The following is a 21,178-nucleotide window of genomic DNA, read 5'->3' on the forward strand; positions in this document are numbered from 1 at the left end:
CGCTGGCCTGATCGTTCAGACGTGAAGGCCCGGCCGGGCCAGCGCCTTGGCGAGACGATTGCGCTTGACGGTGGAGCGCGGCACCTGCTGCGGCAGGTGGTCAAACCAACGGCGCACATCGTCTTCCACACACAGGCCGTGCATATAGTTGTAGATAGCCTTGCGCAGGCCGACGCCCAGTGCGTCGTGGTCCACCCCGGTGGGGTCGATGAAACCGATGTCGTTTTTGGCAAAACTCACCGGTGGCAATGGGATCAGTTCGATGCCGTATTCGGCCGGGTTCAAGCCCACCGGCGAATGCACGGTGCAGCTGAAGCGGTGGAAGAAGCCGCTCTGGATGCAGCCGTGTTCGAACAGCTGGCGCACGTACTCCAGCGCATCCACCGTGTCCTGCAGGGTCTGGGTGGGAAAGCCGTACATCAGGTAGGCGTGCACCAGAATGCCCGCGTCGCTGAAGCCTTTCGTCACGCGGGCCACCTGTTCCACAGACACGCCTTTTTTCATCAATGTGAGCAACCGGTCGCTGGCCACTTCCAGGCCACCGCTCATGGCGATGCAGCCGCTTTGCGCGAGCAGTTCGGCCAGTTCGGGCGTGAAGGTTTTTTCGAAGCGGATGTTGCCCCACCAGGAAATGTTCAACTGGCGGCGGATGAGTTCTTCGGCCAGCGCCTTCAGGGCCTTGGGCGGTGCGGCCTCATCCACGAAGTGGAAGCCGGTCTGGCCGGTTTCATTCACGATGGCCTCGATGCGATCGACCAGCGTGGCGGCGGTGGCGGTTTCGTAGCGGCCGATGTAGTCCAGGCTCACGTCGCAGAAGCTGCATTTTTTCCAGTAACAGCCATGGGCCACGGTGAGTTTATTCCAGCGCCCGTCGCTCCACAGCCGGTGCATGGGGTTGAGCATGTCGAGCAGGCTCAGGTAGTGGTCCAGCGGCAGACCGTCCCAGGTGGGGGTGCCCACGTCCTCAAACGGAATGTCGGGTTCGCCGAGGTGGATGTATTGCACCAGGCCTTCGTCGTTACGCACGAAGGTGCGCACCAGACGCTGCCGGGAGCGTTGGCCACGCAGATGCTCCATCAGCGCCAGCACCGGGCGTTCGCCCGCATCCAGGGTCACGTAGTCCACGAAGTCGAACAGGCGAGGGTCGCTCAGCTCGCGCAGTTCGGTGTTCACAAAACCGCCGCCCAGCGCCACGCTGATCATGGGGTTGTGCATCTTGATGGTTTGCGCGATGCGCAGCGCCGCGTACACCGACCCCGGGAACGGTACTGACAGCAGCACCAGCGCGGGCCGGTGCTGTTCCAGTGCGGCCAGCGTCAGGTCCTGCAGCAACCGGTCCACCAGCGTGGGCGGTGCGGCCAGTGCCTGGGCCAAGGGGTCAAAAGTGGGCTGGCTGCTGGCCAGCGATTCGGCGTAGCGAACGAACTCGAATCGTTCGTCCACCGCGTCGCGCAGCACGTCGGCCAGGTCGTTCAGGAACAGGGTGCACAGATGGCGGGCCTTGTCCTGCACGCCCAGTGCGCCAAAAGCCCAGGCCAGCGGATCACCGCTGCCGTCATCTTCATAGGCATCCAGCGCCGCAAAGCGAAGGCCTTCAGGCAGCAGACCGCGCGCGGCAATACGATGGGCGAGGGTGGAATCTCGGCCCTGCAGAAAGCGGATCACCGGCCCGATGGTGGCGCGGTAGGTGTCGAACTGGTCCAGGAAGGCATGCACGCTGCCGGTGCGGTCTCGCTCGGGCAGTTCCAACGCCTGCCCACGCACTGCTTCCAGCCCGGCCGGCGTGAACAGCTTGAGCACCAGCGCCAGCGCCAGATCCGCCTGCACCGCATCCACACCACGCGAGCGCAGGAATCCTGTGAGATAGGCGGTGGAAGGGTAGGGCGTGTTGAGCTGCGTCATCGGCGGGATGAGGCTCAAGACGCGGAAATCGGATGTCATGGAGCGTGGCAATGGGGAGAAGCAATGAGCTTAGCCCAAGAAGCAAGGCAGGGCGCGGTCGCCAAGAAGATCCCCCGCCAATATGCTTCCGGCATGCGTGCCCCCAATCCAGAGGTGCCGTGGAACCGGCTTCGCCGGGCCACAGGAACCGCCCCCTTGCAGGGGGGTGACGCCGAAGGCGGCGCGGGGGGTAGTCAATCCCTGCGCGGGGGTAGTCAACACTCCACGATATTGACGGCCAGACCTCCCCGCGACGTCTCCTTGTACTTGGTCTTCATGTCGGCGCCGGTCTCGCGCATGGTCTTGATCACCTTGTCCAGGCTCACAAAATGGGTGCCATCGCCACGCAGCGCCATACGCGCGGCGTTGATGGCCTTGACCGATGCAATCGCGTTGCGTTCAATGCAGGGGATCTGCACCAGGCCGCCCACGGGGTCGCAGGTCAGGCCCAGGTGGTGTTCCATGCCGATCTCGGCGGCGTTCTCCACCTGCTCGGGTGTGCCACCCATCACCGCACACAGGGCCGCAGCGGCCATGGAGCAGGCCACGCCCACTTCGCCCTGGCAGCCCACTTCCGCGCCGCTGATGCTGGCGTTTTCCTTGTAGAGAATGCCGATGGCCGCTGCAGTGAGCAGGAAGTCGACCACGCCGTCGTCGGTGGCGCCGGGCACGAAGCGGCGGTAATAGTGCAGCACCGCCGGTACGATGCCGGCCGCGCCGTTGGTGGGTGCGGTGACCACGCGGCCTCCGGCGGCGTTTTCTTCGTTCACCGCGAGCGCGTAGAGGTTGACCCAGTCGAGCACGGCCAGCGGATCGGTCAAGGCCTTTTCCGGGTGGGCGAGCAGGTCCTGGTGCAGTTGGTGCGCACGGCGCTTGACCTTGAAGCCGCCTGGGAGCACGCCGTCGGTGCTGCAGCCGCGCACCACACAGGCCTGCATCACCTCCCAGATGCGCAACAGACCAGATCGCACCTCAGGCTCGCTGCGCCAGTGGCGTTCGTTGGCCAGCATCACCCCGGCGATCGACAGGCCGTGTGCCTGGCAGCGCTGCAGCAGCTCATCGCCTGAGCGGAAGGGGATGGGCAGCTCGGTGGTGTCGGGCGCAATCGCCTTTTGCTTGCTGCCGTCGGCCGCCACCTCTTCACTCACGATGAAGCCGCCACCCACCGAGTAGTAGGTGCGCTCGGCCAGCAGCGCGCCGCCGGCGTCCCAGGCGCTCAGGCGCATGCCGTTGGCGTGGAAGGGCAGGGTCTGGCGAAAAAAGGACAGGTCTTCGCGGTCGTTCCAGTCCACGGCGCGTTCGCCCAGCAGCGGGATGCGCCCGGTGCTTCGGATGGTGTGGATGGTGGGTTTCACCGCGTCGATGGGTACGGTCTCCGGGTCGTGCCCGCACAGACCCAGCAGCACGGCCTGGTCGCTGCCATGGCCCTTGCCGGTTGCCCCCAGCGAACCATAAAGCCCGCAGTGCACCCTGGCCACTTGTGCCAGCAGCCCATGGGACTGCAGGCCGCCCACGAACAGCCGCGCGGCCCGCATGGGCCCCACGGTGTGTGAGCTGCTGGGCCCGATACCGATCTTGAACAGATCAAATGCCGAAATGGCCATGGTGTCTCCTGGTTGTTGTGATGTGTTTGTGGTGGCTCAAGCCGTGGCAGATCGCAGCGTGGCACGGCTTGCCTGTGGGTGCTGCCACTGTGCCACGTGATGGGTGAGCTGGTGCGCCGTGATGGCGGAAAGTGTCCAGCCCAGGTGGCCGTGGCCGGTGTTGTAGAAGACGTTGGCGCGGCGACCGGCACCCACGCGCGGCAGCATGCTGGGCATCATGGGGCGCAGGCCGGCCCAGGGTTCCACGCGGCGCGTGCTCACACCGGGGAAACAGCGGTTCACCCAGTCCACCAGCGGGCGGATGCGGTCGGCGCGGATGTCCAGGTTGAAGCCGTTGAACTCGGCCGTGCCCGCCACGCGGAAACGGTCGGCACCCAGCCGGCTGGTGACGAGCTTGGTTTCGTCATCGAGCAGGCTCACCCGCGGTGCGGCGGCCTGGCTGGTTTCGTCGTTCAGCATCACGGTGATGGAATAACCCTTGACCGGGTACACGTTGAGCCGGTCGCCGAGCTGTGCGCCCAACGCGCGGCTGTGCACACCTGCGCACACCACCACCGCATCGGCACTCAACACTTCGCCGTTTTGCAGCGTCACCTGGGCAGTCTGGTCCGTGCTTTGTACGCGCGTCACGGTGTGACCGGTCAGCAGCTTCACACCCAGGCGTTCGCAAGCCAGGCTCAGGCCGTGGGTGAATTTGTGGATGTCGCCGGTGCTGTCACTCTCGGTGAAGTAGCCGCCAAAGTACTCGCCCTGCAGTGTGGGCTCGATGGCGCGCATTTCCTCCGGCGTCACCGCGCGACGCGGCAGACCGCCTTCTGCCAGCAGCTTCGACACTTCACCCGCATGTTCGAAGCCGGCGCGGTCGCGGTAGATGTGCAGGATGCCTTCGCGCTTGAGGTCGAAGTCGATGCCCTCCGCTTCGGCCCAGCCGAACAGGTGTTCGCGCGCCGCCACAGCCAGCTTGGCGGTGGCCACGGTGTTGTCACGGTACTTCGGGATGTTGGCCACGAACTCGGCAAACCAGCTGAGCTTGTGCCAGGAAGGCTTGGGGTTGACCAGCAGTGGCGCGTCGGCCTTGAGCATCCATCTCAGGCCCTTGATCAGCGTGCTGGGGTGGGTCCAGACTTCGGCGTTGGAGGCTGATAGCTGACCGCCGTTGGCATGGCTGGTTTCCATGCCCGCGTAGCGGTGCTTTTCAATCAGGGTGACCTGGTGACCCTGCCGGGCCAGGGTGTAAGCGCTGGTGACGCCGGTGATGCCGCCGCCAATGACGATGAGGTGTGTCATGGAATCTCTCGGAGAAAGTCGTCAAACGTGGGAGGACACAACCCGCACACCGTGTGCGGGCCATGACCCCCTCTGTTTGGGACCTGAGAGATTCGCCCCCTGCCATTGCGGTAGGGCTTGCTCCTGCGGTGGGCCGGGAGACGAATCCCGGCCACTCTTCAGAGTGTGTGTAGCGCGTCGACCGGTCCTTTTGCCTGAGAGTTTCCGGGGCGGTTGCTCCTTCGGCGCCGAGCTTCGCGGCCTTGCGCGAAGTCGGTCTCTCCCGATCGACTGCTGGCGATTCTAGCCATTCCCCGCACCGGTGGGTGCCTTTCAAAAACCGTGCTGACGAATTAACAGCTGTTAATGCGCATTCCCGCTCGCGCAGCAACACTGCCGTGGCGGCCGATGGGTGCCGCTGCTTGACGGAGTCGAAGAATGTTTGTTGAGGACAACCGGGTCGCCATGGCCCGCAGGACCTTTCTGGGTGCCATGGCTGCCGGGGTCACCGGCGCGGGAGCGCAGGCCGCAGACAAGCTGTCCGCGCGCCTGCCGGCGGCCATGGTTCAGCCGGGCGGAGCCGACGTGCCCTACGGCCAGCCATCGTCCCACGAGGCCCATGTGCAACGCACGCTGTCCACCCAGTCCGGCTTCCCGGTGTGGCGCACGCCGCTGCAGCATCAGCATGGCATCGTCACGCCGAACGGGCTTCATTTCGCGGTCCACCACAACGGTGTGCCCGACATCGCGCCTGAGCGACACGCGTTGCGCATACACGGCCTGGTGAACAAGCCATTGCGTTTTGATCTGGAGCGGCTGATGCGCTACCCCATGGTCAGTCGGGTGCACTTCCTGGAATGCGCCGGCAACTCGGCGGCCAACGCCTTGTCGCCAACCGCCCTGGACGAATCGCTCGGCGAACTGGCGGGTGAGGTGTCTTGCGCGGAATGGACCGGGGTGCCGCTGTCGTATTTGCTGCACGAAGCGGGCCTGAAGGAGGGTGCGCAATGGGTGGTGGTCGAAGGGGCCGATGCCGGTTCACACAGCCGCAGCCTGCCGCTAGAGGCCTTGCTGAAGGACGCCCTGGTGGCGCTGTTTCAGAACGGGGAGAGGTTGCGTCCTTCCCAGGGCTATCCGATGCGCCTGTTCATGCCCGGCTGGGAAGGTAACGTGAACGTGAAGTGGCTGCACCGCCTGGAAGTGACCGATCGGCCGGCCTTCACCAAGGACGAGTCCGGCCTGTACACCCAGGTGCTGGCCGATGGTCGTATCGAACGCTTCGCGTTTCACATGGAGGTGAAGTCGGTCATTACCAATCCTTCAGGGCGCCAGACCCTTCTGGAGCCTCATGGTTTTTACGAGATTTCCGGACTGGCCTGGTCGGGTCGGGGCCGCATCGCCCGCGTCGAGGTGTCGGTCGATGGCGGCCGGTCGTGGGTCGTTGCTCAATTGCATGCGCCGGTGCTGGACCGCGCTTTCACGCGGTTCAGCTTGCCGTGGCAATGGACGGGACAGTCGGCCGTGCTGATGAGCCGCGCCACCGACGAGCATGGCAAGGTCCAGCCCCTGCGCAGTGAATGGAAGCGGCGCTACGCCATGCACTCCTTCAACCACTACAACGCGGTTCAGGCCTGGCGCGTGCGCACGGACGGTCGGGTGGAGAACGTGTATGCGTGAAGGCCAATACGCCAACGCACCGACCGACTGGGGCCCGCATCTTCGGTACATGGCAGTCGCAGGCATCCTGTGTGTGTCAGGCAGCGTCTGGGCGGCCGATGTTCAGTCGCCGCCCATCATCGGACTGGGGCAGAGAATGCCGGCGGAAGAAGTTGAGCGATATGCCATCACCGTGTTTCCGGATGGCCGCAATCTGCCGCCGGGGCAGGGCAGTGTGGAGCAGGGCGCTCGGCTGTATCAGCTGCACTGTGTAGCCTGCCACGGCGCAAGCGGCACCGAGGGACCGGCTGCGCGCTTGGCAGGTAGGGACGGCTGGATCGCCTGGAGCGACCCTTTCCGACCACTGCGGGTGCGCAAGTACCCTTTGCATGTGCTGTCGGTGGGCGCGATGTGGCCCTACGCCACCTCGGTGTTCGACTACGTGCGCCGGGCCATGCCGCCCCATGCGCCCAAGAGCCTGAGCAACGACGAGGTCTATGCGATCACTGCTCAGTTGCTGTTCATGAACGGCCTGCTGGACCGCAGCGCTGTGGTGAACCAGCAGAACCTGCCGCAGGTGGTCATGCCGGGGCATGCCAGAACATTGAGTGCCTGGCCCCCGCAGGATTGAACCTGAATTCCGCAGAAGCGCAAGGCTCAGGTATTCAGCATGCCCAGACGCGCGCGGATGCGTGAGAGCGAGACCGGCGATATGCCCAGGTAGCTCGCCACATGGTGCAGAGGCAGGCGCTGGGCCAGTTCGCCCTGGGTGGCCAGGAAAGACTGGTAGCGGGCTTCTGGCGGTTCGCTCAAGAGTTCGGCCTCGCGCTGGGCGTGTTGACGGAACTGGTAGCCCAGGGCCTCTTCCAGCAGGGGCTGGATGCGGGGAAAGCTGAGCTGCCACTGCTGCAGTGTGGCGTAGCTCAGCTCGACGGCTTCGGTCACTGCCAGGGCTTCGATGGCGTAGGGGCTGGGCAGCACCAGCGGCGGCATGCTGCCAGCCACCCAGCTGCCGGCACCGTGGAAAGACCGGTTGCGCTCGGTACCCTGTTCGTTCAGGTAGAACAGGCGCACCACGCCGCTTTGCAATTGCCAGCAGAGCGTGCTCGCTTCGCCAGCGTGCTGAACAAGCGTGCCCGCAGCGAACCGGCGGCGTGGCAGCGCAGCCCAGCGAGCGGCCAGACCGGGCTCGGACTGGACCAACATCGCCAGTTCGGGCGGCTGGCAGATGGAGCAGGCACCGGTAGCGGGTGTCGCCATGGTGTTTCTCAATGAGAGGCGATTCGACAGCAGATCATTCGGCCTCGCCCACTGGCACGCAACTGCAGAACAGATTGCGGTCACCATAGACGTTGTCCACCCGGCCCACCGGCGGCCAGTATTTCGCATTGGCCCGGGTGGAGGTGCTGGCCGCCCCGTCCTCGCGCGAATACGGGTGAAGCCACTCCGCCTTCATCAGACTGACGGCGGTGTGAGGCGCGTTCTTGAGCGGGTTGTCGTCCTGTGGCCAGGTGCCGTTTTCGATCAGCCGGATCTCTTCGCGGATGGCGATCATGGCGTCAATGAAACGGTCCAGCTCTTCTAGCGTTTCACTCTCGGTGGGTTCAACCATCAAGGTGTTGGCCACCGGGAAGCTCAGCGTGGGCGCATGGAAGCCGTGGTCCATCAGGCGCTTGGCCACGTCTTCGGCCATCACACCGCTGGTTTCCTTCAGGCCGCGCAGGTCCAGGATGCACTCGTGCGCCACGTGACCGTTGGCCGACGCGTACAGTGTGGGGTAATGGTCGGCCAGGCGTTTGCTGATGTAGTTGGCGCTGAGGATGGCGGTTTCGGTTGCGTGCTTGAGGCCGTCGGCGCCCATCATGCGGATGTACATCCAGCTGATGGGCAGCACAGCGGCATTGCCCAAAGGAGCCGCGCTCACTGCCCCCACGCCACCGCGAATACCTGCCGTTTCATGGCCGGGGAGGAAAGGCACCAGGTCTTCCACGACACACACCGGGCCCACGCCAGGGCCACCACCGCCGTGCGGAATGCAGAAGGTCTTGTGCAGGTTCAGGTGGCTCACGTCGCCGCCGAACTCGCCGGGCGCGGCCACGCCCACCAGCGCGTTCATGTTGGCACCGTCCACGTACACGCGTCCGCCGTGTTCATGCACCAGGGCGCACAGCTCTTTCACGGTGGTCTCGAACACACCGTGCGTGCTGGGGTAGGTGATCATCACCGCCGCCAGGTTGGCGCTGTGCTGTTCGCACTTGGCCTTCAGGTCGGCCATGTCCACGTTGCCGTTGTCGTCGCACTTGGTCACCACCACCGTCATGCCCACCATCTGCGCGCTGGCTGGGTTGGTGCCGTGCGCGCTGCTGGGGATCAGGCAGATGTTTCGGTGGGCTTCGTCGCGCGAAGCGTGGAAGGCCTTGATGGCCAGCAGTCCGGCGTATTCGCCCTGGGAGCCTGCATTGGGCTGCAGGCTGATGCCGGCATAACCCGTGGCCTCGCACAGCCAGGCGCGCAGTTGTTCATCCAGCACTTTGTAGCCCTGCAACTGGTCGGCCGGGGCGAAGGGGTGCACGTTCGCAAACTCGGGCCAGGTGATGGGGATCATCTCGCTGGTGGCGTTGAGCTTCATGGTGCAACTGCCCAGCGGGATCATGCTGCGGTCCAGCGCCAGGTCCTTGTCGGACAGGGCACGGATGTAGCGCAGCATGCCCGTTTCGCTGTGGTGGGTGTTGAACACCGGGTGGGTGAGGAAGTCGCTGGTGCGGCGCAGTTCGGTGGGGATCAGCGGCTCGATGCCTTTCTCGAAGGCCTCGAACGTGGGCCGTGCCTGGCCGTCATTTGCGAACACCGACCACAGCTTCGCAATGTCTTCGCGCGTGGTGGTTTCGTCGAGCGTGATCGCCAACGATTCGGCGCACACGCGGCGCAGGTTCATGTCAGCTGCACGCGCTCGTGCCAGCAGCGCATCGGTCTGTGGGCCGCTGAGCACGCACAGCGTGTCAAAGGCGGTGCGCTTGCGCAGCGTGTGGCCCAGGCTTTGCAGGCCCTGCGCCAGCACGGCGGTGTAAGCGGCCACGCGCTGCGCAATGCGCTTCAAGCCCTGCGGCCCGTGATACACGGCGTACATGCTGGCCACCACCGCGGGCAGCACCTGCGCAGTGCAGATATTGGACGTGGCTTTTTCGCGGCGGATGTGCTGCTCGCGCGTCTGCAGCGCCAGCCGGTAAGCAGGGTTGCCGTGCTTGTCCACGCTCACACCCACCAGGCGGCCTGGCAGGCTGCGCTTGTATTCGTCGCGGCAGGCCATGTAGGCGGCATGGGGGCCGCCGGCGCCCATGGGCATGCCGAAGCGCTGGGTGGTGCCGACCACGATGTCCGAGCCCATCTCGCCCGGCGGCTTGAGCAGGGTCAGTGCGAGCAGGTCGGCGGCGACGATGAAGGCGCCGGAACGGGCGTGGGTTTGGTCCGCATAGGCGCTGAGGTCTTCGATGGAACCCATGCTGGCTGGGTACTGCGCCAAAGCCGCAAAATGTTCTGCCGCCAGCGCGGCGTTCCATTGTTCGGCGTTTGTTGTCACCACCACTTCGATACCCAGAGGTGCCGCGCGGGTGCGGATGACCTCGATGGTTTGCGGGTGACAGTAGCCCGACACCACAAACACCTTGCTCTTGCTCTTGACCGATCGCATGGCCAGCGTCATGGCCTCTGCGGCGGCCGTGGCTTCGTCGAGCATGGAGGCGTTGGCGATGGCCATGCCGGTGAGGTCGGTGACCATCGTCTGGAAGTTCACCAGTGCCTCCATGCGGCCCTGGGAAATCTCAGCCTGGTAGGGGGTGTAGGCGGTGTACCAGGCGGGGTTCTCCAGCACGTTGCGCAGGATCACGCCTGGCGTGTGCGTGCCGTGGTAGCCCTGCCCGATGAAGCTCTTGAGCACCTGGTTCTGACTGGCGATGGATTTGAGTTCGGCCAACGCGGCGGCCTCGGTCACCGCTGGGGGCAGGTCCATCACCACGCTGCGCGCGATGCTGCGCGGCACGATGCTGTCGATCAGGGCACGGCGCGAAGCCTCGCCGATGACGGACAGCATGTGGGCTTCATCGGCTTCGCTGACACCGATGTGGCGGGCGATGAATTCGCTGGGGTTTTCGAGTTCACCCAGGGGTTTGACGGCGGGCATCAGCATGGCTTGCCTTAAGGGAGATGTTGATCTGCGGTTCTTGAAGAGGGGCGGCGCGAAGCGACGCTAGGGAGACATCCATTGCTCCGGCGTGAAATGCCTTGTTCCAGAGATACCGTGGAACCGGCTTTGCCGGGCCACTGGTATGCCTTGCAGGCCGCAGCCCCGCCAGAGACGGGGCTTCTTCGGGCTGTCCAGGCCTGCGCAGGCAGGCCTGGAGCCGCGGCCCTCAGCCCCCTTGAGGGGGTCGCGCGCAGCGCGGCGGGGGTGCTCACTCTCACCCTGCAGCGAAGGCGTCGTAAGCGGTCTTGTCGAGCAGGGTGTCCACCTGGGATGCGTCCGAGAGCTTGATCTTGAAGAACCAGCCGGCAGCGAGCGGATCGCTGTTGGCGAGCGATGGGTCGGCACGCAGAGCTTCGTTGACTTCCGTGACTTCGCCGCTGACTGGCATGTACACATCGGCCGCAGCCTTTACGGACTCGACCACGCCAGCCACGTCCTTCTGGGCAAAGGTCTTGCCCACTTCGGGCAGGTCAACAAAAACCACGTCGCCCAGGGCGTCTTGCGCATGGGTGGTGATGCCGACGGTGGCGATGTCGCCCTCCACGGTGATCCATTCGTGGTCTTCGGTGTACTTGGTCGTCATGGGTTCTCCAGTAAAAGGGGAGGTTGAGAGCGAGGGTGGTTTTCTGGTCCAGAGCCACCGCAGAACCGGCTTTGCCGGGCTGCTGGTGGCGTTCCCCTTTCAGGGGGCGGACGCGAAGCGGCGCAGGGGGTCATCCCCTGTGATAACGGTTGGGCACGAAGGGCAGCGCCACCACTTCCATGGGCACCACCTTGCCACGCACGATGGCGTGCACCCGGGTGCCCACGGGGGCATGCACCGGGGTCACGTACCCCAGGGCCACTGGCTTGTCGGCCGTGGGGCCGAGCAGGCCGCTGGTGACTTCGCCGATGGTGTCACCCTGCAGGTTCTGCAGCTCGGTGTGATCACGCACAGGAACGCGTTCCAGCGCCACCAGCCCCACGCGCTGGCGGGTCAGAGGCTGGGCGCCATCGAGTTGCGCGAGCACGGTGTCGCTGCCCGGGAATTCCCCGGCGCGCGCACCACCGGTGCGGCGCACCTTTTGCATGGCCCAGGTGAGTGCGGCCTCCACCGGTGTGGTGGTCGTGTCGATGTCGTTGCCATACAGGCACAGGCCGGCTTCCAGGCGAAGCGAATTGCGCGCACCCAGGCCAATGGGTTTCACTTCGGGCTGCGCGAGCAGGGCTCGGGCCAGCAACTCAGCGTGTTTGCCGGGCACCGAGATCTCGAAGCCGTCTTCGCCCGTGTAGCCGCTGCGGGTGATGAACAGGTCGGCACCCTCCCACGCGAAGGCAGCGCCGGTCATGAACACCAGTCTTTCCACGCCCGGTATCAGGCGCTGCAGCGCCTCCACGGCCTTTGGCCCCTGCAGCGCGAGCAGGCCGCGATCATGCAGATGCTCGACCTTGCAGAGGGCGCCGATGGTGGCCTGAATGTGGGCGATGTCGCCCACCTTGCAGGCGCCGTTGACGATGACAAATATGTCTTCGCCCCGGTTGACGAGCATCAGGTCGTCGATGATGCCGCCGGATTCGTTGAGCAGCAGCCCATACCGCTGTTTGCCCACTGGAAGGTCGACAACATCCACCGGCATCAAGGTTTCGAAGGCCGACGCAGCGTCTTCACCGATCAACCTGAGCTGCCCCATGTGGGACACGTCGAACAGGCCGGCCGATGCGCGCGTGTGGTGGTGTTCCTGCAGCACGCCCATCGGGTACTGCACCGGCATGCTGTAGCCGGCAAACGGCACCATGCGGGCACCCAGTTCAAGGTGCAGGGCGTGTAGCGGGGTCTGAAGCAGTTCGGCGTCGAGAGGTGGCACGGCAGGCTTTCAATGGCGATTGAAATGGAGGCAGAACCCGCAGACGGGTCTCACGGTTCATCCGTGTCTGCCCCTCTGTCCGCTCTACCTGAGAGATTCATGTGGACGATGCCGCATTTGCTCCTTCGGTGGATCGCCTGCACCAGGTGGTGGGCGACCTCTCTCCAGTGGGGAACACCGGCCTTGCGGCTGGTGGTCATCAGTCCTTTTGCCTGAGCGTTCAGGGCCGGTTGATCGACCTCCTGCGCCTTCGGCGGCTCCTCGGGGGAGCGCTCTCCTGATGGGCTGAGTTTAACGGAATCGCCGCGTCGCGGAACTCATTCCACGTTGTCGAGCAGATGATCGGGCAGCAGCTTGGCAAAGCGTTCGCTGATGCCGTCCGCGCGCTCGCTGCCGGCGAGGCGCTCCACGTCGGCAATCAGGGCTCGCCCCGCCACCAGCATCGCCTGCGGGTCCCGGGCTTCGCGCAGGGCCTGGCGGTGGTGGCTGGCCAGGGCCTTGTCACGGGGGGCGAACAGCCGTTCGCTGATGTCAAACAGGAACATGCGGGCCGAAGCCAGCGAGCGCGCACCGCTGAAGGACTCGCCGTGAGCGACTGCCCGCTGCCCGGCAGGACTGGATGCGCCTGGCGTGAGCGCGGCTGTGCCGGCAGGGTGTCGCCGCTCCAGGTATCCCTGGGCCAGCAACTGGTTGAGCAGGCGGCGGCCATCACCCTGCATCAGCTCGGCCATCTTTGACTCGCTCTGCCGGCCATCGGCCAGGAGCAACAAGGTGCGCTCGCGCTGCCCCAGGGTCCGGTTCCCTGGGCGCAGCTCTTGCCGACCTTTTTCGGTCTTGATCAACATTGAATTCACGACTCCAACAACGATTTGCCGAGTGTGTGTCCTGCATATGTCACCGTCATGAATGACGGTTGCCGATGGAGGTGCCAGGGCGTCAGGCCAGGAAATGGTAGGTCTGCGAGGTCTCGTCGCAAGACACGCGGCGGTGCGCCCGGTGCATGCTGGCCTCCACCCGGCGGGCATTGGGCTCGTCGCTCTGGGCGATCCAGTCCAGTGCGGCTTCACGGCTGCGCCCGAACTGCACATGACGGGCCGCCAGGCGCTCCAGCCGCAGCGCGCTGTCTACCTGCAGGTACCAGACTTCGTCCAGTGCGGCGGCGGCCGCCTGCCAGGGTGATTCATCGAGCAGCAGGTAGTTGCCCTCGGTGATCACCAGGGGCGTGTGGGGAAACACCGGCAGCGCGCCTGCCACGGGTTCTTCGATCTCCCGTCGGAAATCCGGCGCATAGACCACCTCGTCATGGCCCTGGTGGCGCAACCGCTGCAACAGCGCTGCATAGCCGGCAGCGTCAAAAGTGTCAGGGGCGCCCTTGCGTTGGGTGCGGCCCAGTCGCAGGAGTTCGATCTGGGCCAGATGGAATCCGTCCATGGGCACGGCCTGCGCCCGCTGCCCGAGGGCCTGCACCAGCAGTGCCGCCAGGGTCGACTTGCCTGCACCGGGTGGTGCGACCAGCCCTAGCAGGCGGCGCGGACCGGCGCTGAGTGCGTGCAGGCGCTGCAGCAGCTCAGGGTGGAGGCACGGCACTTGTGTGTTGTCGCTCACTGGATGACCCTCCGTGCTGCGCATGGGGGCTATGCGCCGCCATTGCGCAAGGCCATGAGTCGGTCACGCGCGTGCTGTAGGTGCTCACGCAGGGTGTACCAGCGGTCGGCGAAGCGGTCAGGCAGCTCCATGTTGGCCACCTGCCGTTCAAGGAAGTCCAGCCGGGAGAGCGCCGCGCGCATCGCGGCAGGATCGGTGGCGGTGATGCTGGACATGTCTTGCTCAAGAAACTTCAGGTCGCCGTAGAAGTGCTGCAGCGCGGCGTCGACCCGCCATTCGATGTAGCGGGGCGCACGCCACAGCAACAGGCCGCCCAGCAACACGATGGGCAGCACCGCAAACAGCCACAGCTGGGTCCACTGCGCTGCGCGGAAGGGCAGCAGTGTCTCCATCCACGGACGCAGGCCCTGGGCATGCCGCAGCGCCGTGGGCGAGACTGCGAAGTCGCTGCCCAGGGTGGTGGGGTACATCCCTTGCCTTTCCAGAAAACCCGCCATCACATGCAGCTCGCCCGCCACATCGAGCAGCGCCCGCTGCGCGGCAGGATGCAGGCCAGGACGAACCAGCAGATGGGTCAGGGTGACCATGGTGGGCAGGTCGGATGCGGGCAGGTTGCTGCGCAGTTCGATCGACCCCTGGGGCATGATCACCGCGCGCAGATTGGGTTCGCGGGCGGCCAGCGCACCCGCACGTTCAATGCCCAGAATGCGCACATTGTCCATTCGCACCAGGGCATTGGCGGTCTGTGAGTCCCCTGTGGCCACGTGAATCACGGCATCCACTTCGCCGCTGGCCAGTGCAGTCAGGGCCTCGTCTCCCACATGGTCTGTGAGCTTGACTTCGTCCCCGTTGATGCGCAGATGGGCCAGCAGCAGGTTGGCTGCCAGACGATTTGACGAGTCCTGCACCGATGTCGCAATGCGCTTTCCCCGCAACTGGTCGATGTGTTCGATGCTTCGCTGGGCCACCACCCAGATGATTTCGTGTCCCACCACCGACAGCGCCTGCACGCCGTTGGTCTGTGCTGCGTACAGCCCTTGCGCGAAGGTGACGTCGATGGAAGGATCGCCCTCTGCCATGCGATGCAACGGATCCTGCGGGCGGGGGTGTGTGACGATGTCCACCGCCAGACCCAGGTGTTCCAGTCGGTTGGCGTAAGCACGTGCCAGCTTCAGATAGCTGCTCTGGGCCGGGCCGGTCCCGATCACGATCCTGGTGGGCGGCAAGGGGTCCCACACCCGTGCCACCACCGCGAGCAGCAAGCCCAGCGAGAGCACGATGGGGAGGTAGAGCAGCCACCAGCGGCGGCGGTAGAGCAGCAGGAGCTTCATCGGCCGCGGTACCCCCGGATGCGCGAGCGGACGAAGTCCACATGCTGGTGCAGGGTGTACCAGCGTTGAGCAAGTTCTTTCGGCAGCTTCAAGGACCCGATGGCCTGATCCATTTCGCGCAGGCGCCCGTTGATGCGGCTCAGCTCCATGCCTCCGACATCCACGTTCTTGTTGATCAGGTCGTTCTCGATGAATTTCAACTCGCCGTACCAGCGCGTGATGCGGCTTTCCAGGCGCCAGCGCACCCAGGCAGGCACCATGCGGAACAGCGCGACGGTGAGCAACAGCAAGGGCACACAGATGATCAGTAGACGCTGCAGCACCTGAACCCACCAGAAGGGCAACACACTCTCCATCGGCCCGAGGCCGCGCAACAGCACCTGCCTCGCCTCGGGGGCCGACGGAAAATCGCTCGACCTCAACGACGGAAACTCGCCCGCCCGGTGAAAGGCGCCGGCTTTTCCGTGCACTTCCATCGCGACGGCAGTGGCCATGCGCTTTAGCGCGGGGTCCAGGTCCTGCCTGACCAGCAAGTGCGCCGGTGTGGTCAGCATGGGTGTGTCAGAAGGCGGCAGGTTGGCGCCCAGGCCGTCTTGCGGCAGCAAGCGGCTTTCCAAGTAGTTGTTGCGCTCGGCGATGGCCGTGGTGCGCTCCAGGGTGGCCAGCGTCAACGCCGGGTTGCGCAGCAGTGCCAGCACCCCAGGCGAGCTTGGCGACGCCACCATGAAAACGGCGTCGATCTCGCCGCGCGTCAACGCCTCGTTCGCGGCCTGCCCGCTCAGGTCCGACCAGATCAGCTCGTCCAGCCCGATGCGCTGCTGCATCAGCAACCTTTGCAAGAGCACGCGGTGCCCGCTGCGTTCGGGACCGGCCGCGATCCGCAGACCGCTGAGTTGCAGCAATGAGCGGATGGGTGGGTTGCGGCTGAACAGCCACAAGGCTTCGATATCGACGCTGGCAAGCGTCTGCACGCCATCCTGCTGGCTGGACTCACTCATCGGCGATGACCAGCCATACCCACCTTGCACCAGCGCCAGATCGGTTTGGGGTGGATCGCTTTGCAGGCGCTCCAGATTCTGGGTCGAGCCCTCTGACGCCAGCACGGTCAACTCGATCCCCCTACGGGAAAAAGCTTCCACGTAACGGTTGGCGTAAAACTGGTAAGCCCCATCGGCCAGGCCCGTGCTGATCGTCAGCTGGGTGGGCGGCATGGGATACAGCCTGACCCACACCAAGCTGGCCAGCGCCAATGCCAACACCGCCAATGGCAGGCGGATCATCAGCCAGCGGTGTTGGTACAGGGCAGCAGAATTCATGGGTTTCCACAGGGCACGGGTGTCACAGAATAAATCAAGGTTATGTTTCGCAATGGACTTTTGGCGTGGTGTGGCGCAGGTGCAGCAGATGCGGGGCAAAAAAAAGACCGCACATGGCGGTCTTTTTTGACGGGTGAGGAGCTTCACATGCCCGCGTAGTTGGGGCCACCGCCCCCTTCGGGTGTGACCCACACGATGTTCTGCGTCGGGTCCTTGATGTCGCAGGTCTTGCAATGCACGCAGTTCTGCGCGTTGATCTGCAGGCGGTCGGTGTTGTCTTCATTCTTCACGAATTCGTACACGCCAGCGGGGCAGTAGCGGCTCTCGGGGCCGGCGTACTTCGCCAGGTTGATCTGCACCGGCACGCTTGCGTCCTTGAGCGTGAGGTGCGCCGGCTGATGTTCTTCGTGGTTGGTGTTGGACACGAACACGCTGGAGAGCTTGTCGAAGGTGAGCACGCCATCGGGCTTGGGGTAGCTGATCTTCGGCATCTCGGCCGCCGGGCGAAGCTTCACGTGGTCAGGGGTGGTGTTGTGCAGCGTCCAGGGCGGGCTGCTCACGCCCACCTTGGGCAGGAACCAGTGCTCCACGCCGGTCATGAGCTTGCCCAGCAGCGGGCTCTTCTTGAACCAGTTCTTGAAGTTGCGGTACGTCCACAGCTCTTCATGCAGCCAGCTCTTTTCGAACTTCTGCGTGAAGGCGCTGAGTTCGTCGCTGCTGCGCCCGGCCGTCACCGCCTCAAAGGCCGCTTCGGCACAGAGCATGCCGCTCTTGATGGCCGCATGGCTGCCCTTGATGCGCGCGGCGTTCAGGAAGCCGGCATTGCAGCCCACCAGCGCGCCGCCGGGGAAAGTCAGCTTGGGCAGGGCCTGCGGCGTGCCGTTGTTCAGCGCGCGCGCGCCATAACCCAGGCGTTTGCCGCCTTCGATGTGGGCCTTGATGCTGGGGTGTGTCTTCCAGCGCTGCATTTCTTCGAACGGCGACATCCAGGGGTTCTGGTAGTCCAGCCCCACCACCAGGCCCAGCGTGACCTTGTTGCCTTCCAGGTGATAGAGGAAGCCGCCACCGAAGGTGTCCGCGTCCATGGGCCAGCCGGCGGTGTGCACCACCAGGCCCGGCTTGGCTTTGTCGGCCGGGATCTCCCAAAGTTCCTTGATGCCGATGGCGTAGGTCTGCGCGTCCTTGCCTTCGGTGAGCTTGAACTTCGCCAGCAACTGCTTGCCCAGATGACCACGCGCGCCTTCGGCAAACACCGTGTATTTGGCATGCAGTTCCATGCCGATCTGGAAGCTGTCGGAAGGCTCGCCGTCCTTGCCCACACCCAGGTTGCCGGTGGCCACGCCCTTGACCGAACCGTCATCGTTGTAGAGCACTTCGGCAGCGCTGAACCCGGGGAAGATCTCCACACCCAGCGCTTCGGCCTGCTCCCCCAGCCACTTGGTGACCGCGCCCAGGCTGATCACATAGCAGCCGTCGTTGTGGAAGTTGCGCGGCATCAGCCAGTCAGGCGTGCGGGTGGCACCGGTTTCGCTGAGCACCAGCAGGTCGTCGCCAGTCACGGGCTGGTTCAGTGGAGCGCCCAGTTCCTTCCAGTTCGGGAACAACTCGGTGATCGCCTTGGGGTCCATGACCGCACCGCTGAGGATGTGGGCGCCGGGCTCGGAGCCTTTTTCCAGCACGCACACGTTGATCTCGCTGCCTTTTTCTGCGGCCAGCTGTTTCAGGCGAATGGCGGTGGACAGGCCTGCGGGGCCGCCCCCGACCACAACCACGTCGTATTCCATGGCTTCGCGTGGGCCGTAGGTGCTGAGGATCTCTTCAGGGGACATGTCGTGGTCTCGCTCTGTGGGTTGTCATGGCGCTGCTGGTTGGCGCCATGAAGAGACGCCAGCGCCGGAGAACGGTGAGCAAGCCTCACCGTATCGCGGGGTTGACTGTGATTCTAGTGGTCGATGCGACACAATGACTGTCACGTCCAACACGCGTTCGCCACATGGGCGCATATTTGAGGAGCCTCTCTAATGTCCTACAGCCTCGATCTTTCTGGCCGGGTGGCACTGATCACCGGTGCTTCCGGCGGCCTGGGGGAACAATTTGCCAAGACGCTGGCGCGCGCAGGCGCTGCCGTGGTGCTGGCGAGTCGTCGAACCGACCGGCTGATGGCGTTGCGGGCACACATCGAGGCCGATGGCGGGGATGCTCACGTCGTTGCGCTGGATGTGACCGATCAGGCGTCCGTCAAGGCTGCGGTGGCGCATGCCGAGACCGAAGTGGGTGCCATCGACATCCTGATCAACAACTCCGGGGTGAGCACCACCCAGCGACTGGTGGATGTGACGGAAGAAGACTACGACTTCATTTTCAACACCAACACCCGAGGCGCCTTTTTTGTGGCCCAGGAGGTGGGCAAGCGCATGCTGGCTCGGGCCAAGGGGGCTGCACCAGGCACTTTCGTGGGTGGGCGCATCGTCAACATCGCGTCGATGGCCGGTCTCAAGGTGTTGCCGCAAATCGGCGTTTACTGCATGAGCAAGGCCGCCGTGGTGCAGATGACCAAGGCCATGGCGGTGGAATGGGGCAGGTATGGCATCAATGTGAACGCCATCTGCCCGGGCTACATCGACACCGAGATCAACCACCACCACTGGCAGACGGAGCAGGGACAGAAGCTCATCGGCATGTTGCCGCGCAAACGTGTGGGACAGCCAGCCGATCTGGACGCCCTGCTGGTGATGCTGTGCGCAAACGAGAGCCATTTCATCAACGGCGCCGTGATTGCCGCCGATGATGGCTTTGGTGTCTAGCTTTGTCTCCCCACCTGCGCCGCAGGGATCATCCCCCCGCGCCGCCTTCGGCGTCACCCCCCAAGGGGCAACACCTGTGGCCCGGCGAAGCCGGTTCCTTGGCGTTTCTGGATTCAGGCACTTCGCTCCGGTGGGGTGTCTGGTTTGGAGTCTTTTTTTTTCCTTGCTTGAATTGACATGAGCAGTGTGGTGATCGATCGTCCGCTGGGCTTGCCGCCCGGCATGTGGCTGGGCATTCTGGCCGGGCTTGGGGCAGGTGCGTTCTGGGGCATGACCTTCATTGCGCCCTTGCTTGTGGCGGGCTTCAGTTCGGTCGACTACACGGTGGGGCGGTTTGTGGCCTGCGGTGTCTTCAGCGTGCTGCTGCTCGCCTGGGCCCAGTTCAAGCAACGCGCCATGGGCGGTGCGGCGGCGCGGTTGCCCAGCTGGCGCCAGGCCAGCGCGGCCGTGGGCTTGAGTCTGCTGGGTTACACCGGCTACTACCTGCTGCTTGTGCTGGCCATTGCGGACGCCGGCGCTGCCCTGCCGGTGCTCATCATCGGCACCATTCCGCTGGCCATCATGTTGCTGGGCAAGCCCGCCGGCTTGCGCTGGAAGACGCTGGCGCCTGCCCTTGTGCTCACCGCGCTGGGGCTGGCGCTGATGATGCAGGCCACGGCGGCTGAAGTGGGTGAGGGCGGCAGTGGCCACCTCTTTCGTGGCTTGGTCTATGCCGTGTGCGCCATGGCCAGCTGGACCGCTTTCGGCCTGCTGAACGCTGCGTGGCTGCGCCGACACCCGGAGGTGAATTCCACCCTGTGGGCCAACTGGCTGGGTGTGGCGGCCGGCCTGGGGGCGCTGGTGCTCTGGATGTTCTGGGGCAGTGCCTGGGCCGACATGGTGCAGCGTCCCGGTTTCTGGCCGTTTGTGGCGGTGTGCGCCGTCACCGGTATCGGCTCGGCCTGGGTGGCTGCCGTGTTGTGGAACATGGCCAGCCGGCGGCTGAGCCCCAGTCTCGCGGGCCAACTCATCGTCAGCGAGACGGTGTTTGGCCTGATCTATACCTTTGCCTGGAGTGGCCAGTGGCCTGCACCCGTGCAGTGGGCGGCTTCTGTGCTGTTCGTTCTCGGCATTCTGGCATCCATACGGGCCCACCGATGAAATTCGAACTACCCGAAAAGAAGCGCGAAGTCCACCGCATGACCATTCCTATCCGCTGGGGCGACATGGATGCCATGGGGCATGTGAACAACACGGTGTACTTCCGCTACCTGGAAACCATCCGCATCGACTGGATGCGCAGCATCGGCTGCGTGCCCGAGCCACTGGGCGAGGGCCCGGTGATCGTCAACGCCTTCTGCACCTTTCACAAACAGCTGGAGTTTCCGGGCGATGTGATCGCCATCATGTACGTGAGCGACACCGGCCGCAGCAGTTTCGAGAGTTGGTGCACGCTCAGCCGTGCGGACGACCCCGACACGGTGTACGCATCGGGCGGTGCCACCACCGTGTGGGTGGATTTTCCCAAGCAAAAGTCGGCACCAATACCTGACAAGTTGCGCCGCCACCTCGAAGGCTGACGGCACCGCTGC

17 protein-coding genes and 4 riboswitches are annotated in these 21,178 nt (G+C 64.8%); of the genes, 5 read left to right on the forward strand and 12 right to left on the reverse strand.

What is annotated here, in order from left to right:
• Positions 1-15 precede the first annotated feature (15 nt).
• The 3 genes from J2W49_RS01780 to J2W49_RS01790 form a co-directional block, all read right to left on the reverse strand.
• Entirely contained in the window at positions 16-1,941 is a 1,926-nt protein-coding gene (locus J2W49_RS01780; RefSeq protein ID WP_310310975.1) for a B12-binding domain-containing radical SAM protein, read from the reverse strand.
• 215 nt (positions 1,942-2,156) lie between these two features.
• Positions 2,157-3,545 carry an L-serine ammonia-lyase gene (locus tag J2W49_RS01785; protein ID WP_310310977.1) on the reverse strand — a complete coding sequence of 463 codons (1,389 nt, stop codon included), beginning with the start codon at positions 3,543-3,545 and terminating at the stop codon, positions 2,157-2,159.
• Positions 3,546-3,581: 36 nt separating this feature from the next.
• Complete coding sequence (locus J2W49_RS01790; RefSeq protein WP_310310980.1) at positions 3,582-4,832, reverse strand: D-amino acid dehydrogenase; 1,251 nt, start codon at positions 4,830-4,832, stop codon at positions 3,582-3,584.
• 62 nt (positions 4,833-4,894) lie between these two features.
• Positions 4,895-5,004: riboswitch (glycine riboswitch) on the reverse strand.
• Positions 5,005-5,107: riboswitch (glycine riboswitch) on the reverse strand.
• A gap of 142 nt (positions 5,108-5,249) precedes the next feature.
• On the opposite strand from J2W49_RS01790, the gene soxC reads away from it, so the two are divergent.
• A complete protein-coding gene (soxC, locus tag J2W49_RS01795; RefSeq protein WP_310310983.1) occupies positions 5,250-6,488 on the forward strand; it encodes a sulfite dehydrogenase in 1,239 nt (412 codons plus the stop codon).
• Complete coding sequence (locus J2W49_RS01800; protein WP_310310986.1) at positions 6,481-7,098, forward strand: c-type cytochrome; 618 nt, start codon at positions 6,481-6,483, stop codon at positions 7,096-7,098. The genes soxC and J2W49_RS01800 overlap by 8 nt, the downstream gene beginning before the upstream one ends.
• Positions 7,099-7,124: 26 nt before the next feature.
• Here J2W49_RS01800 and J2W49_RS01805 read toward each other — a convergent pair whose 3' ends face one another.
• From J2W49_RS01805 to J2W49_RS01845, 9 genes are all read right to left on the reverse strand, one after another.
• The gene (locus J2W49_RS01805; RefSeq protein ID WP_310310989.1) at positions 7,125-7,727 is read right to left on the reverse strand and encodes a Crp/Fnr family transcriptional regulator; all 603 of its coding nucleotides are present in this window, start codon (positions 7,725-7,727) and stop codon (positions 7,125-7,127) included.
• A gap of 34 nt (positions 7,728-7,761) precedes the next feature.
• Positions 7,762-10,650 (reverse strand): aminomethyl-transferring glycine dehydrogenase, encoded by a 2,889-nt coding sequence (gene gcvP / locus J2W49_RS01810; RefSeq protein WP_310310991.1) that lies wholly within the window; start codon positions 10,648-10,650, stop codon positions 7,762-7,764.
• Between the two features lie 271 nt (positions 10,651-10,921).
• The gene (gcvH, locus tag J2W49_RS01815) at positions 10,922-11,290 is read right to left on the reverse strand and encodes a glycine cleavage system protein GcvH (protein WP_310310994.1); all 369 of its coding nucleotides are present in this window, start codon (positions 11,288-11,290) and stop codon (positions 10,922-10,924) included.
• A gap of 130 nt (positions 11,291-11,420) precedes the next feature.
• Positions 11,421-12,551 (reverse strand): glycine cleavage system aminomethyltransferase GcvT, encoded by a 1,131-nt coding sequence (gene gcvT / locus J2W49_RS01820; RefSeq protein WP_310310997.1) that lies wholly within the window; start codon positions 12,549-12,551, stop codon positions 11,421-11,423.
• A gap of 65 nt (positions 12,552-12,616) precedes the next feature.
• Positions 12,617-12,729: riboswitch (glycine riboswitch) on the reverse strand.
• Between the two features lie 12 nt (positions 12,730-12,741).
• Positions 12,742-12,841: riboswitch (glycine riboswitch) on the reverse strand.
• A 27-nt stretch (positions 12,842-12,868) separates the two neighbouring features.
• Positions 12,869-13,396 carry a hypothetical protein gene (locus tag J2W49_RS01825; RefSeq protein WP_310311000.1) on the reverse strand — a complete coding sequence of 176 codons (528 nt, stop codon included), beginning with the start codon at positions 13,394-13,396 and terminating at the stop codon, positions 12,869-12,871.
• Positions 13,397-13,487: 91 nt separating this feature from the next.
• Positions 13,488-14,180: a nucleoside/nucleotide kinase family protein gene (locus J2W49_RS01830; RefSeq protein ID WP_405000965.1), complete on the reverse strand. Its 693-nt coding sequence runs from the start codon at positions 14,178-14,180 to the stop codon at positions 13,488-13,490.
• Between the two features lie 5 nt (positions 14,181-14,185).
• Complete coding sequence (locus tag J2W49_RS01835) at positions 14,186-15,487, reverse strand: ABC transporter substrate-binding protein (protein ID WP_310311005.1); 1,302 nt, start codon at positions 15,485-15,487, stop codon at positions 14,186-14,188.
• Complete coding sequence (locus J2W49_RS01840; protein ID WP_310311007.1) at positions 15,484-16,803, reverse strand: TAXI family TRAP transporter solute-binding subunit; 1,320 nt, start codon at positions 16,801-16,803, stop codon at positions 15,484-15,486. Before J2W49_RS01840 ends, J2W49_RS01835 begins: the two co-directional genes overlap by 4 nt.
• 143 nt (positions 16,804-16,946) lie before the next feature.
• Positions 16,947-18,632 (reverse strand): electron transfer flavoprotein-ubiquinone oxidoreductase, encoded by a 1,686-nt coding sequence (locus J2W49_RS01845; protein WP_310311010.1) that lies wholly within the window; start codon positions 18,630-18,632, stop codon positions 16,947-16,949.
• A gap of 192 nt (positions 18,633-18,824) precedes the next feature.
• Here J2W49_RS01845 and J2W49_RS01850 point away from each other — a divergent pair, with 192 nt between their 5' ends.
• From J2W49_RS01850 to J2W49_RS01860, 3 genes are all read left to right on the forward strand, one after another.
• A complete protein-coding gene (locus J2W49_RS01850) occupies positions 18,825-19,607 on the forward strand; it encodes an SDR family oxidoreductase (RefSeq protein WP_310311011.1) in 783 nt (260 codons plus the stop codon).
• Between the two features lie 177 nt (positions 19,608-19,784).
• A complete protein-coding gene (locus tag J2W49_RS01855; RefSeq protein WP_310311012.1) occupies positions 19,785-20,747 on the forward strand; it encodes a DMT family transporter in 963 nt (320 codons plus the stop codon).
• Positions 20,744-21,166: an acyl-CoA thioesterase gene (locus J2W49_RS01860; RefSeq protein WP_310311014.1), complete on the forward strand. Its 423-nt coding sequence runs from the start codon at positions 20,744-20,746 to the stop codon at positions 21,164-21,166. The genes J2W49_RS01855 and J2W49_RS01860 overlap by 4 nt, the downstream gene beginning before the upstream one ends.
• Positions 21,167-21,178: the final 12 nt, after the last annotated feature.

This window comes from Hydrogenophaga palleronii (assembly GCF_031457455.1).
In the GTDB taxonomy this organism is placed as follows: Bacteria; Pseudomonadota; Gammaproteobacteria; order Burkholderiales; family Burkholderiaceae_C; genus Hydrogenophaga; species Hydrogenophaga palleronii_A.

Excerpts from the sequence above, each read along its gene's own strand:
- J2W49_RS01780 (WP_310310975.1), bottom strand. The coding sequence starts at position 1,941 with ATGACATCCGATTTCCGCGTCTTGAGCCTCATCCCGCCGATGACGCAG.
- J2W49_RS01785 (WP_310310977.1), bottom strand. The coding sequence starts at position 3,545 with ATGGCCATTTCGGCATTTGATCTGTTCAAGATCGGTATCGGGCCCAGC.
- J2W49_RS01790 (WP_310310980.1), bottom strand. The coding sequence starts at position 4,832 with ATGACACACCTCATCGTCATTGGCGGCGGCATCACCGGCGTCACCAGC.
- soxC (WP_310310983.1), top strand. The coding sequence starts at position 5,250 with ATGTTTGTTGAGGACAACCGGGTCGCCATGGCCCGCAGGACCTTTCTG.
- J2W49_RS01800 (WP_310310986.1), top strand. The coding sequence starts at position 6,481 with ATGCGTGAAGGCCAATACGCCAACGCACCGACCGACTGGGGCCCGCAT.
- J2W49_RS01805 (WP_310310989.1), bottom strand. The coding sequence starts at position 7,727 with ATGGCGACACCCGCTACCGGTGCCTGCTCCATCTGCCAGCCGCCCGAA.
- gcvP (WP_310310991.1), bottom strand. The coding sequence starts at position 10,650 with ATGCTGATGCCCGCCGTCAAACCCCTGGGTGAACTCGAAAACCCCAGC.
- gcvH (WP_310310994.1), bottom strand. The coding sequence starts at position 11,290 with ATGACGACCAAGTACACCGAAGACCACGAATGGATCACCGTGGAGGGC.
- J2W49_RS01825 (WP_310311000.1), bottom strand. The coding sequence starts at position 13,396 with ATGTTGATCAAGACCGAAAAAGGTCGGCAAGAGCTGCGCCCAGGGAAC.
- J2W49_RS01830 (WP_405000965.1), bottom strand. The coding sequence starts at position 14,180 with ATGCGCAGCACGGAGGGTCATCCAGTGAGCGACAACACACAAGTGCCG.
- J2W49_RS01835 (WP_310311005.1), bottom strand. The coding sequence starts at position 15,487 with ATGAAGCTCCTGCTGCTCTACCGCCGCCGCTGGTGGCTGCTCTACCTC.
- J2W49_RS01840 (WP_310311007.1), bottom strand. The coding sequence starts at position 16,803 with ATGAATTCTGCTGCCCTGTACCAACACCGCTGGCTGATGATCCGCCTG.
- J2W49_RS01845 (WP_310311010.1), bottom strand. The coding sequence starts at position 18,632 with ATGTCCCCTGAAGAGATCCTCAGCACCTACGGCCCACGCGAAGCCATG.
- J2W49_RS01850 (WP_310311011.1), top strand. The coding sequence starts at position 18,825 with ATGTCCTACAGCCTCGATCTTTCTGGCCGGGTGGCACTGATCACCGGT.
- J2W49_RS01855 (WP_310311012.1), top strand. The coding sequence starts at position 19,785 with ATGAGCAGTGTGGTGATCGATCGTCCGCTGGGCTTGCCGCCCGGCATG.
- J2W49_RS01860 (WP_310311014.1), top strand. The coding sequence starts at position 20,744 with ATGAAATTCGAACTACCCGAAAAGAAGCGCGAAGTCCACCGCATGACC.